The following is an 11728-nucleotide window of genomic DNA, read 5'->3' as shown; positions in this document are numbered from 1 at the left end:
CGACCTGACCGACCGAGCGGTCACCCCGTCGGCACAGCCCGACGATCTCGGCCTTGAACTCCGGCGTGAACGAACGACGAGGGCGGCGAGGCTTCTTCTTCCCCATGCTCTCCATGATGGACATCCTCCCGGGGCTGAACCCCAGATCTCGAATGTTCGTCAAAGCGGATCAAGCCCAATACTGCTTGGACGTGAGGTCCGACCGGCCACGGCGCCGCTCAAGCTCCTGCCGGATGGCCTCGGACGGCTGTACCTCGATGGCCGCCTGACCGCCGTCTCTCACCAGAACGAAACGTTCACAGTCCAGGTGATCGGCCCAGAATCTGAGTGTCAGGTCATCAATGACATCGGTCGCGGCTGAATGAAGCCGTCCTGCAACGGCCTGCAATCGTGCCGCGGCCGCGTTGTCCCCACGTCGTTTGGCATCGATAACCAGAGACATCGCCACCTGGGCGGGGGAGAGTTTCAGGTGCTCCTCGCCCGGGAGCTCGTTACTCCTGCGGAACATCATGTCGGCGACGGTGCGACCGTTCTCAAGCTCCCAGACCAGGGGTGAGGCCAGGAAGCCGTCCAGCTCGTCGCTGATCTCGTCCAGATGCCGTACCAAAATGCCGTAGGCGAGGCCGGCCCCGGCCACGGTCCCTACCCGTCTGAGAACCAGTTTCGCAGCCCTGCGAGCTGGCATGACACGGCCCTGGACCAGCTGGTCCAGCCAGCGATCGAGAGCCATGAGCGCGCTCATACACGGCTGCGGGCCGTTCAGGGCGCCTCGATACCAGGACCAGGCGTCGCCGCGGCCGGGATACTCGCAGTCTCCCGTTCCCAGGAAGTCGCCACGCAGAGCCGGGGCAGAAGCGCTGTCCGGATCCGGCTCGTCTCCGCTCTTGTACCGGTCCTCCGGCCGGACGGCGGCAGCCAAAAGCGTGTTGATCAGCCCCATGCAGCGCGCGGGATCCGTCTGCAGCAGGGAGAAGAACGGCCCCCGCCACCAGGCAGCCTGCCCTTGTGAGCGGATGCCGAGGTACTCATGCTTTCCCGCTGAACGGCCCCGCACCTCACCACGCAGACGCAGCGGGTCCGCCGACGGCGCGTAGTAGGCCGCCGCGAGCTCCGTGAGCAGCGCCGGGTTCGTCGTGGCGAGGCACCGGGCAGACCCGCCACGGTCCACTGCTGGCATCAAGGTGTGGGCGCGTTCGCGGGCCAGCCGTCGCAGCAGGGTGTCGGCGGCGTCGTCCCGATCCGCACCGAGTAGTGCCAGCGCCTCGATGAACGCGGGCGTGGGGAACTTGGGCACCGATCGAAACATCGCCTCGCGCAGTTGGACGCGCACCGGCCGGCAGTCCGGAACGCTGTCCCCCAGGATCTCTTGTTCGGAGACACTACGCAGCCACGTCACCATGAGCGTGTCGCACGGCTCGCTGCGGTAGTCCGTGAAGACATCCGTGTGCTCTGCCAGCCAGGCGACGACCGGGGCCGCGACGAGCGGATCGCAAGTCCCGTCCTCACCGAAGCGCAACGTCACGCAGCGCAGCAGCTCGCTCAGAAGCTCGGGGCGGCGCACCAGGTCCTCGGCCAGAGCGGTGAGAGCCTCGGCGCACCACCCTGAGGACAGCACCGCCTCCCAGGGAACCTCGTTCCACCGCGATCCGTGCGTGGCCGCCAGCTGCTTGAACTGCTGGCGCACCTGGTTCCACCGCGTGAGGAACCCTCCGGCCGTATCCACCCCGGACCGCAGCTTGATCTGGCAGAAGATACGGCCGGCGCGAACGGCCCACCGCGGCCCGTGGAGGTCCAGCAGGGACAGGCCGTCGTCCAGCAGCAGACGCTTGGTGGTGGCGTAGTCCCGCAGTACATCGTGGGCGAAAGTGTGCTCCTCGTTCGAAGTCGCCGACAACTCGCCGAGCGGAGCGAGGATGCCGTCGGAGCGCAGTGAAGCCAGCGCGGGGCCGGGGAGGGGCGGTGCGCGGCGGCCGGTCAGCCGTCCTTCCGCCAGAGAGACGAGCGCCGCTCCGCGGTCTTCGGGCACTACCCCGTTGGCCATCCGCTGGTTGTTCAGCACGAACGCGAGCCAGACATGGGTGTAGACCTCGGCCTCACTCGCCAGCTGCGCAGGCAGTGCTGCGCCCCGCCTGACGGAGCGCAGCAGCAGATCGATGAGGGCGATCCGGCGCAGCAGCCAGCGTGATCGGGGGTCACTGGCGAGCCGTGTCAACTCCGGCGCCGAGGCCAGGATCTCGGCGATCTCCCGGTCGTCCAAGGACGGCACGATGACTTCGCCGACATCTGTGCATCCAGCCCGGTCCAGCAGGTCCCGGAGAGTGTCCGCCGCGTCGTCCCGGCTGACCAGAACAGCGGTGAGCCCGGCACCCATGGCTGCCTCCACGGCTTCCACGACGAGGCTTTCGAGCCCCTCCTGAGCGGCTTCAGCACCGTCCAGGACCAGAATTCCGTGAGGAGCAGATACTTTCGATGTGCCGTCCTGGGCCCCGAGTGCGTGGATGAGTTCGTCCAAGCCGCCCGCGTACGGGGACATTGCCGGCGCAGCGGCCGCCAGGACGTGTACGGACCGGGCGCGCAGTTCGTCGATGGACCGCAAGACCAGGGTGGTCTTGCCGACACCGGGTTCCCCTCGGACGAGGAGCACATGACCTGCCTGGGCCGTGCTGAGGGCGTCGGTCAGGGAGGCCAACGGAGTCTCACGTTCCATTGCCAGTACCTGGTCCGGAGCGATGCTCAACGTGCCGGGAGTGCGCCGCAGACTTCTCTCCCATTGCGTGAAGAGCCGCTGCGCATCAGGTCCGAGGAAGTTGTTGATGGTCTGGTTGCCGTGCTGGACGGCGTTGACCGTGCCACCAGTATCGGCGCTATTGGTCTGTGCCATCGAAAGGTCTTCGACGGGGTGCGGATTTCCGGGCTGCGGACCATCGGTCTGCTCGTCGCCCCCGCTCACCGCTCGGTCGCTTGCGGCCCGTGATGGTTGATGGTGAGCGAGCCGTTCTGAACGGCGTTGACCACACCCTTGCGGTCCGCCGTGTTGACTTGCGTCAGCCCTTGCACCGCAGCACCATCAGATGTGCTGGAGCCCTGCCCGTCGACACCGCCTTCACCGACGCCGAGGGGAAGGGCAGCGAGAGCAGTCATCGCCGCTGCTGCGGCGTGGGCCGCGGCGACCCCCTGCATACCGCGAGCATCGGCCGCCGCTTTCGCGCCGTCAGCGTAGTCGCTGATGCCCCGGATCGTCAGGGTCTTGACTCCGCCGATAGCAGCCGCATCGGCCAGCCCTGCGCTTTCCATCTCCACGGCCACCGCATCGTTGAAGACACGGGTGAGCCGCTCACGCAGCTCGGAATCCATCGAACTCAGCAAGGTCTCACCAGCCGCGACGGGTTTGAAGTGCACCGTAGGCGGACCGTCTGACTCGAAGGCTCCCGCACGTACGCGGCCGGTCCACTCGGTTCCGCGCAGCGCATGCTTCGCGGCCTGCAGCAGATCGTGCGAGGCCGCCCAGGCCGCCGGGCGTGCGAGCACCTCGTCGGATACGTGCTTGGCCCCGTCGTACGCATAAATCCTGCTCGCGACCACGACATCGCCCAGTCTCACGTCGGGCTTCAAGCTGCCTGCTACCCCGACGAAGATGATTGCCCGGGGTGTGAACCGAGTCCTTGCTTGCTCGGCGATCACCGCCGTCGGCCGGTTCCCCGGTCCCACCTCCGCGAGAACGACCTGATGACCCGAACCTGCGACCTCACCGGCTTCGAACCATGTCCCCTCGTGCACCACTCGGCGCGGATCGATGAGGTGTGCACGCACAGCCTCGTACTCCAGACCGATAGCCGTCAGCACAACGACCGGATTATGTAGACCGAACTCACCTACGAGCAAAGGATGTTCCCCTCACAACTGCAACGTCTGCTGAGCCTACCGCCGCCTCGCCGCGGCCCCGTCCCACCCTCGGCGCCGCTCTCGAGTTGATCAGCCCGACCACATCGGAACGGCCTCTGATTTCCTTCCCACCACTCCTTGGCGGGTACAGAATTGGCCGTCGACGCACCTTCGCCCCGAACCTCTAGGACCAGGCGTGACAGCCACAGATGACATCACCATTGGCAAGCTGCTCCTGGCTGAGTACGACAGAGTGAAGGAAGAACAGAAGACCCGGATAGGTTTCCGGGACAACCTCCTCTACGTCACCCTGGCCGCGATGGTGACGGTACTGATCGGCGCTGCCCAGACACGCCACGCCGAACTGCTGCTGGCACTGCCCGCCGCCACGTCCGTCCTGGGGTGGACATACCTGGTGAACGACGAGAAGATCAGCGCGATCGGCCGCTACATACGGACCGATCTCGGGCCCCGTCTGAGCGCACTCGCAGGGGAACCGGAAAGCCTCTTCGGATGGGAGGCGGCGCACCGACGCGATACCCGCCGGGCCCAGCGCAAGGTAATCCAGTGCGCGGTGGATCTCACCGCTTTTGCCGCGGTACCGCTGGCGGCTTTGACTGTTTTCTGGGTCTACGGAGCGGGTGCGGCCGTCCCGCTTGTCATCTCCCTGCTTGAGGTCGTGGCCGTCGCCGTTCTGGCGGTCCAGATCACTCTTTACGCCGACACCGGGCCGTAGTGTGCCTTCTCGTTCATGGTGAAGCTGTGTTCGCGGCCTGGCCTGTGTAGATGTAGGTAGCTGAGAGACGCTGAAGCGGACGTTCAATAGCGCTTGGCCTGCACGGTGGGAGAAGGCTCCATCTGGAGTGAGGGTTCCTGGGGCGGGTGGAGGTTGATCCGGACTGGCTGTGTTCGGAGGTGTCCGTGGCGCTCGGCGGGTGGCGCGGACTGAGCGTTCGCGGGGAGGGCGGGAGTTCGTGCGCAGGGCGCGGGAAGCGGGCTGGGGGCAAGGCGGCCGGGTCCGGAGCCGCGGGGGCTTCGGGGTCTGAGTGGGAAGCGTGCGCACGGGCCTCCGCCTGCCGTCGGGCTGGCGGAGGGCGGAGGCCCGAGGGCTGGGGCGGGGGATCAGTTGGCGCCGGGGTGTGCTACTTCGCCGGGCCGGGCATGCACCCGGATTCCGAGCTTGTTCTGGTTGCCGCACTCGCTGCGGCGGCGGATGTCCGAGTCGTCGGTGAACCGGATGTGGGTCAGCTCCGCGCCGGTCGCGCAGCAGGTGGAGCAGGTGTCGGTGTGGATGCCGCGCGGTGCTTCGTCGTGCGCCATGGTCATGGAGTGGGTCTCCTTTGTGTCGAGGGTCGGAGTGGTGAAGTCGTGCTGGAGTCAATTGAGTTGGTTACTTCTGAACTTGTTGCAAAGTTAAATGTTGGGTGGTAACTTTGCAACAAGTTGAAGAGTTCAGGTTCTGGGAGGTGGACAGGTGTTGCAGATCCAGATCGGCCCCGAGCGTGAGGCGGACCCCGACGACATGCTCGGGCGGTCGACCATCGGATGGCGCCCCGGCATGAGTGAGGACGAAGTCTGGGAGGTCAGTCGCGGCATCTGGAAGTTCAACGCCGACCGCGCTCTCGCCCAGGACGAGGTGCAGATCATCAACACCGAGGGCACTGTCCTCGCCGTCGCGACGATCACCGGGATCTCCAAGCACGGCGACCGCTACGCCCTCCAGGGGGAGTTGCTGCGGGGCGACGACCGTGTCGGACGGGCCACCAAGAGCCCGCACCTGTCCCGCAACCCCGTCACCTACATCTGAAGGGAGCGTTCCGGTGAGTGACTTCGACGCGATCGACTCGCTCCTCGCCTCCGTCGGCCCGGGCTCACGATCACCGTGTGTCACCTACCACCGGGCACTTCGAAGTGGAACAAGATCGAGCACCGGCTGTTCTCGCACATCACCATGAACTGGAGCGGCCGCCCGCTGACCAGCCACGAAGTCATCGTGCAGTCGATCGCCGCGACCACCACCCGGACCGGACTGCGCGTGAGAGCCGAACTCGACACCAACACCTACCCGACCGGAGTCCGCATCAAAGACGCGGAGATGGCCGCCCTGCCGCTGACCCGGCACGCGTTCCAAGGCGCCTGGAACTATGCACTGCACCCCCAGCCATCACCTGTAATCCCGGCGGCCCGGGCCCCGCAGACGCCGGATCCGGAGTGGAACCAGGCTTTGCTTTCCGATCCCGCACTGACCGGGATGACCCTCCAGCAACTGAACGACCTCACCGAGAGCCTGGCCCCGGACGGGGATATCCGGCGCGGCCGCCCGCCCCGGCTGGCCTTCCCCGACCAGGTCCTGGCCACCGTGCTCCACCTGCGGGCCGCCCTGGCCGCGGAACCCCTCGCCGTGCTGTTCGGCACCAGCCGCACCGCGATGCACCGCACCCTCCTGAAGAACCGGCGACTGCTCGAGGCACGCGGCATCACCATCCCACCGGCGACAACCCCACCCACGGCCCTCGCCACCCTTCAGGCCCGGGTCCAGGCACAGACCGACGACAATGACAACAAGATCAAAACAACGTGTTAATGATCTGCAATCCCTTAGACAGCTCCACCACACCGGAGGTCTTCGCCTTTGATCAAGACCCCCGTGTCAACAACGCTCGTGATCAATACAGCTAGCAACCGCGGCCTCCCCGTCGCGAGGGCCGACAGCACCGTGAGCGCCTACCTCGCGTACTGGCTGGACGGCGTCGCCGTTCACCACCTCCGGGAGAACACCCACACCCGCTACGCCGCCGCCATCCGCCTCCACCTCAACCCCGGCCTCGCGCCAAGAAGCTCGCCCGGCTCACCACCCGCGACGTCCGCACCTTCCTCGACGGCCTCCGCACCACATGCCAGTGCTGCGCCCAGGAACGAGACGCTGTTCGGCGGTCCTGCTGCGCCATCGGTCAGTGCTGTGAGAAGCGGCTGTCTCCACTGACCGTGACGTACGTCCACGCGGTCCTCAAGTCCGCCCTGGAACACGCTGTCCGCGAGGACGAGCTGCCGCGCAACGTCGCCCGCAACGTCAAGACGACCACGCCCCGCCCCAGACGCTTCCAGCCCCTCACCGCCGCCGAAGCCCGACAGTTCCTCCAGTCGGCCTCCGATGATCGTCTGCACGCCCTGTACGAACTCGCCCTGCGCACCGGACTCCGCAAGGGCGAACTCCTCGGCCTCCGCTGGGAAGACCTCGACCTCGACGGCGGCACCGCGACCATCCACCGTTCCCTCCAGCGCACCCGCAGCCAGGGTCTGACCGTCCTGAACACCAAGACCCTGGCCTCCGAGCGCCGCATCGCCCTCCCTACCGAGTGCATCAGCTCCCTTAAGACCCACCAGGAACGCCAGCAGGAGGAGCGTCGAGTCGCTGGCACTGCCTGGTCAGACAGCGGGCTCGTCTTCACCACACCGACCGGCGGCCCTCTCGACCCCGCCAACCTCACCCGCCGCTTCGGTCGACTCCTCAACCGGGCCGGCCTCCGCCGCATCCGCTTCCACGACCTCCGACACTCGACCGCGACCCTGCTCCTGGAACAGGGCGTCGATCTCGTCGTCATCAAGGAACTCCTCAGCCACGCCCACATCGGCGTCACCGCCGGCGTCTACGCCCACGTCCGACTCCGACTCCGCCTCCAACGCCAAGCCATCGACACCCTCAACGACGTACTCGGCACGGGCAACGACGACCGAGAAGACCGCCCTCCGCGGCAAGCGTCCGCTGACGTTGCCGTCACCGTTGCCGTCAAACGACCGGGAGCCCCCACCAAGTACTTGCCTGGTGGGGGCTCCCATTTTGTACGCCGACCCGAATTCAGGTAGTCGTAGTGACCGGTACTTGATGGCGCTATCGAGAGGCCGCAAGGCCCGCCGATCACTCCTATGTCAAGTTATGCCAAGCGTGGCTGCAACTTCCTCGACACTCCAGCTCTCTCCGCCGCGTATCCGCCACGACGAAAGTGGAAAGGAGGACGCGGAATGCCTTCACGTACTCAGCTTGAGGAAGGTTAATGATCTTTCCCATTTGCTGGAGTGGCGGTTCCCTGACGATCAGAACAGCGGGATTTGCTGTCGGCTTCACTCCGGATCGCAAAACGCCCTCTCGGCCGTCCTCCGCCGTTGCGTGGGCCTGCATGGAGTGGCGAACCACTTCATGCAGCACCGCCTTTTGCTCGACCTGCTCCAGGGAAGAGAACCAGCTCACCCCCTGCTCCAAGTCAAGGAGACCCTGGGCAACCTCGTTGATGATTCGCTCCGACGCTTTCAATTGATCACCGGCTCCGGGGCTCGAATATGACATAGGGCTTACTCGGGTCCAATTCTGCATAGTCTGGCCGACTTGGATTGTAGTTCTGCCAGAAGTCGCGCCCTCGGCCACTTCCTTCGCCATCCCCGGTCCCCCTTGGCAGGGAGCTCTGCTGACTATGCCGAGACCTCGACGAGCCAGACAAAATGTAATCCCAATCCGATGCCGAGTTAGCGCTTCCGTTCGCGCGGCTTCCAACTACAATGACCGGCTGCCCGGCCTTATCGGCAGCATTTTGAATACGCCGCGCATCGTTCGGGCTGATCCCGGCTTGTGATGCAGTTCTGAACCCTGGCCCACACAGGCCGTTCGAATTGTGCACGAGGACCGGAGTCTCACCCGCCAGCACATAGTACGTGTGCTACGCGACCCCTCTCTATCTGCGTATTCGCAGATCAGCGGCGGTTTCGGGTTCCGCTGGTGTTCGTGATTGTGCGGGGAAATCCGTGGGTGTTGCCGTCGCTACTGCCGTCAGGCGGTTCGGGCCGGGCGGTCGATCTGCCGGTGGCGCGGAGTCGTTGGCGCAAGGGACTTTACTGCCATGCGCGGGGTTCGGCGCAAAGAACGGTGTGGGTGGTCTGCTCGTACAGCTCGTGGCCGGTGGCAGCGCAGTGCCCGGCGATCCAGCGGGTCAGCTCGTCCGGTTCGTGGAAGGTGCCGGAGGTGGCACCGCAGTCGTGTTCCTCGCCGGTGATGCAGACCGCCGCGAAGACCGGCAGGGCCAGCGAATCGGGGGCGGTGGTCACGCGGTACTCGCGAAATCGGTAGCGCCCCCGGGCCGGTGCGTCGCTGCTCGCGGGATCAGACCTCACCGCCGGCCTCTTCCTCCTCCGCATCCGGGAGACGTCGCCCGCGCGAGTCAGCGACCCGGAGTGCGTCGGCCAGGGCCTCGGTCAGGCGGCAGGCCAGCCAGCGGTATTCGGTGGCCGAGAGGATCTTCGCGCCGGGGACCGTGGTATCTCGGGCGTACTCCAGCAGCTCCTTGCCCATGCCGAGCTGCACCGACTCGATGTTGTCGGCGAGGGTGGAGAGGTAACCGCGGCCGTCGGTGCTGAGGTAGCAGGGCTTTCCGTCGGGGGTACTCCACGGCAGCAGGCGCGGGCCGGTCAGTCCTGCTGCCGCGTCGTGGAGATCCCGGCGGCGCATACGGTCCGCGTCGCTCCTGGGCTGGTTCATCGTCTACCCCCGGGCCCACTTCCACGCCGTGATCCGCCTCGACGGCCCCGACGGCAGCACCCAGCCCCCGCCCCCGTATGCCACCGTCGCTGTGCTCACCGACGCCATCCGCGCTGCCGCGCCGCGCGCCCGGATCTCCGTCGACTCCGACGCGGTCGGGGAACGCGAACTTGGCTGGGGCCAGCAGCTCGACGTGCGCGAGATCGCTGCCTTCGGCACCGACGCCGAATTCAGCGATCAGGCCGTGTCCGCCTACGTGGCGAAGTACGCCACCAAGTCCGCCGACGCCTCCGGCACCCTGGACCGCTCCCTGTTCTGCCGCCCCTGCCAGGGACGCGGCGCAACTCTCCTGCCCCACGGGACCGCGCTCCCGTGCAGCGCGTGCGACGGCACCGGGCAGGCCCGGCCGTTGCCCCGGCTCGCCGTCGCCCGGCACGTGCGGCAGATGATCCGCACCTGCTGGGAGCTGGGCCGCCTGCCGGAGTTCGCCGAACTCAAGCTCTGGAAGTGGGCGCACATGCTCGGCTTCCGCGGCCATTTCTCCACCAAATCCCGCTCCTACTCGACCACCCTCGGCGCGCTGCGCGATGCCCGCCGCACCTGGCGCACCGAACAGACCCGCGCCCGCGCCGGCCTGCCCGAGCCGGACCCGACGACCACTCTCGTCATCGGCCACTGGGACTACAACGGCGCGGGCTACAGCCCCGGCGCGAACCTCCTCGCCGCCGCTGTATGGCACCGCAGGGAACTGGAACGGCAGTTCACGGCCGAAGGGGGCTGCTGATGGCCTCGCCTCCGCTCGCGGGCCTCCACCCGGAAGCGGTCCCGGTGCTGGATCTGCTCACAGTGCCCCAGGTGATGGCCCGCCTCCAGCTCGGCCGCTCCGCCGTCTACGACCTGCTCCGCTCCGGCCAGCTCGCCTCGATCACCCTCGGCCGCGCCCGCCGCATCCCCGCCCACGCCCTCACCGACTTCATCCGCACCCGCCTCGAACAGGAAGCCGCCGCCTGATGACCACACCTCGCCCCGCCTCATCCCGCCGATCCCGTGCCCGTGCGAACGGCGACGGAACCGTCTACCAGCGCAAGGACGGACGCTGGGAAGCCGCCGGATATGTCCTCGCCCCCGGCAACACCCGCAAGCGCGTCCGCGTCTACGGCACCACCCGCAAAAACGCGATGACCAAGCTCACCGAGAAGATCGCGGCCAGCAACCGCGGCCTCCCCGTCGCAGCGGCCGACAGCACCGTGAGCGCCTACCTCACGTACTGGCTGGACGGCGTCGCCGTACACCATCTGCGGGAGAACACCCACACCCGATACGCCGCCGCCATCCGCCTCCACCTCAACCCCGGCCTCGGCACCAAGAAGCTCGCCCGACTCACCACCCGCGACGTCCGCACCTTCCTCGACGGACTCCGCACCACCTGCCAGTGCTGCGCCCAGGAACGAGACGTTGTTCGGCGGTCCTGCTGCGCCATCGGCCAGTGCTGCGACAAGCGGCTGTCCCCGCTGACCGTGACGTACGTCCACGCGGTCCTCAAGGCCGCCCTGGAACACGCCGTCCGCGAGGACGAACTGCCGCGCAACGTCGCCCGCAACGTCAAGACCACCACGCCCCGCCCCAGACGCTTCCAGCCCCTCACCGCCACCGAAGCCCGGCAGTTCCTCCAGTCGGCCGCCGATGATCGTCTGCACGCGCTGTACGAACTCGCCCTGCGCACCGGACTCCGCAAGGGCGAACTCCTCGGCCTCCACTGGGAAGACCTCGACCTGGACGGCGGAACCGCCACCATCCACCGTTCCCTCCAGCGCACCCGCAGCCAGGGTCTGACTGTCCTGAACACCAAGACCCTCGCCTCCGAACGCCGCATCGCCCTCCCCACCGAATGCATCAGCTCCCTCAAGATCCACCAGGAACGGCAGCAGGAAGAGCGTCAGGTAGCCGGAACGGGCTGGACGGACAACGGGCTCGTCTTCACCACCTCGAAGGGCAGGCCACTCGACCCCGGCAACCTCACCCGCCGCTTCCGTCGCCTTCTCCATAGCGTCGGACTCCGGACGATCCGCTTCCATGATCTCCGTCACTCGACCGCCACCCTGCTCCTGGAACAGGGCGTCGACCTCGTCGTCATCAAGGAACTCCTCGGCCACGCCCACATCGGCGTCACCGCCGGCGTCTATGCCCACGTCCGACTCCGCCTCCAGCGCCAGGCCATCGACACCCTGAGCGAGGCACTGGCTGAGGGCGACGACTCCGAAGAGCCGCCGCCCTCAGCGGTGGTCGTCCGCTGACGTTGCCGTCAGCGTTGCCGTCAAACGG

10 protein-coding genes and 3 pseudogenes are annotated in these 11728 nt (G+C 67.0%); 7 read left to right on the top strand and 6 right to left on the bottom strand.

Annotation, left to right across the window (positions count from 1 at the left end):
- Positions 1-169: 169 nt before the first annotated feature.
- The gene (locus ABZ371_RS09030; RefSeq protein ID WP_358675628.1) at positions 170-2881 is read right to left on the bottom strand and encodes an ATP-binding protein; all 2712 of its coding nucleotides are present in this window, start codon (positions 2879-2881) and stop codon (positions 170-172) included.
- A gap of 65 nt (positions 2882-2946) precedes the next feature.
- Positions 2947-3843 carry a 5'-methylthioadenosine/S-adenosylhomocysteine nucleosidase gene (locus ABZ371_RS09025; RefSeq protein WP_358675625.1) on the bottom strand — a complete coding sequence of 299 codons (897 nt, stop codon included), beginning with the start codon at positions 3841-3843 and terminating at the stop codon, positions 2947-2949.
- 235 nt (positions 3844-4078) lie between these two features.
- Here ABZ371_RS09025 and ABZ371_RS09020 point away from each other — a divergent pair, with 235 nt between their 5' ends.
- Positions 4079-4618, top strand: coding sequence for a hypothetical protein (locus ABZ371_RS09020; RefSeq protein ID WP_358675622.1), 540 nt, complete (start codon positions 4079-4081; stop codon positions 4616-4618).
- A gap of 386 nt (positions 4619-5004) precedes the next feature.
- Here the strand turns inward: ABZ371_RS09020 and ABZ371_RS09015 are convergent, their stop codons facing one another.
- Entirely contained in the window at positions 5005-5208 is a 204-nt protein-coding gene (locus ABZ371_RS09015) for a hypothetical protein (RefSeq protein ID WP_358675619.1), read from the bottom strand.
- Positions 5209-5356: 148 nt separating this feature from the next.
- On the opposite strand from ABZ371_RS09015, the gene ABZ371_RS09010 reads away from it, so the two are divergent.
- The 3 genes and pseudogenes from ABZ371_RS09010 to ABZ371_RS09000 form a co-directional block, all read left to right on the top strand.
- Positions 5357-5689, top strand: coding sequence for a hypothetical protein (locus tag ABZ371_RS09010; RefSeq protein ID WP_358675616.1), 333 nt, complete (start codon positions 5357-5359; stop codon positions 5687-5689).
- A gap of 60 nt (positions 5690-5749) precedes the next feature.
- A pseudogene (locus ABZ371_RS09005) lies at positions 5750-6466 on the top strand (ISAzo13 family transposase); the annotation flags it as partial.
- Positions 6467-6556: 90 nt separating this feature from the next.
- A pseudogene (locus ABZ371_RS09000) lies at positions 6557-7599 on the top strand (tyrosine-type recombinase/integrase); the annotation flags it as partial.
- Between the two features lie 205 nt (positions 7600-7804).
- On the opposite strand, the gene ABZ371_RS08995 reads toward ABZ371_RS09000, so the two are convergent.
- From ABZ371_RS08995 to ABZ371_RS08985, 3 genes are all read right to left on the bottom strand, one after another.
- Entirely contained in the window at positions 7805-8314 is a 510-nt protein-coding gene (locus tag ABZ371_RS08995; protein ID WP_358675614.1) for a DUF5958 family protein, read from the bottom strand.
- Positions 8315-8763: 449 nt separating this feature from the next.
- Positions 8764-9042 (bottom strand): hypothetical protein, encoded by a 279-nt coding sequence (locus ABZ371_RS08990; RefSeq protein ID WP_358675611.1) that lies wholly within the window; start codon positions 9040-9042, stop codon positions 8764-8766.
- Positions 9032-9406, bottom strand: coding sequence for a hypothetical protein (locus tag ABZ371_RS08985; protein ID WP_358675608.1), 375 nt, complete (start codon positions 9404-9406; stop codon positions 9032-9034). The genes ABZ371_RS08990 and ABZ371_RS08985 overlap by 11 nt, the downstream gene beginning before the upstream one ends.
- Positions 9407-9422: 16 nt before the next feature.
- Between ABZ371_RS08985 and ABZ371_RS08980 the strand changes: the two are divergent.
- The 3 genes and pseudogenes from ABZ371_RS08980 to ABZ371_RS08970 form a co-directional block, all read left to right on the top strand.
- Positions 9423-10190: pseudogene (locus tag ABZ371_RS08980) on the top strand (replication initiator); the annotation flags it as partial.
- A complete protein-coding gene (locus ABZ371_RS08975; protein ID WP_358675605.1) occupies positions 10190-10417 on the top strand; it encodes a helix-turn-helix domain-containing protein in 228 nt (75 codons plus the stop codon). The pseudogene ABZ371_RS08980 and the gene ABZ371_RS08975, both read left to right, overlap by 1 nt.
- The gene (locus ABZ371_RS08970; protein WP_358675602.1) at positions 10417-11700 is read left to right on the top strand and encodes a tyrosine-type recombinase/integrase; all 1284 of its coding nucleotides are present in this window, start codon (positions 10417-10419) and stop codon (positions 11698-11700) included. The genes ABZ371_RS08975 and ABZ371_RS08970 overlap by 1 nt, the downstream gene beginning before the upstream one ends.
- Positions 11701-11728 lie beyond the last annotated feature (28 nt).

The sequence above is a fragment of the Streptomyces sp. NPDC005899 genome (assembly GCF_040629645.1).
Classification (GTDB): Bacteria; Actinomycetota; Actinomycetes; order Streptomycetales; family Streptomycetaceae; genus Streptomyces.
This window is presented reverse-complemented; position numbering and strand designations above follow the sequence as displayed.

What these genes read in the sequence shown, in the direction of transcription:
- ABZ371_RS09030 (WP_358675628.1), bottom strand. Translation starts at nt 2,881, where the DNA reads ATGGCACAGACCAATAGCGCCGATACTGGTGGCACGGTCAACGCCGTC.
- ABZ371_RS09015 (WP_358675619.1), bottom strand. Translation starts at nt 5,208, where the DNA reads ATGACCATGGCGCACGACGAAGCACCGCGCGGCATCCACACCGACACC.
- ABZ371_RS08995 (WP_358675614.1), bottom strand. Translation starts at nt 8,314, where the DNA reads ATGGCGAAGGAAGTGGCCGAGGGCGCGACTTCTGGCAGAACTACAATC.
- ABZ371_RS08985 (WP_358675608.1), bottom strand. Translation starts at nt 9,406, where the DNA reads ATGAACCAGCCCAGGAGCGACGCGGACCGTATGCGCCGCCGGGATCTC.
- ABZ371_RS08975 (WP_358675605.1), top strand. Translation starts at nt 10,190, where the DNA reads ATGGCCTCGCCTCCGCTCGCGGGCCTCCACCCGGAAGCGGTCCCGGTG.
- ABZ371_RS08970 (WP_358675602.1), top strand. Translation starts at nt 10,417, where the DNA reads ATGACCACACCTCGCCCCGCCTCATCCCGCCGATCCCGTGCCCGTGCG.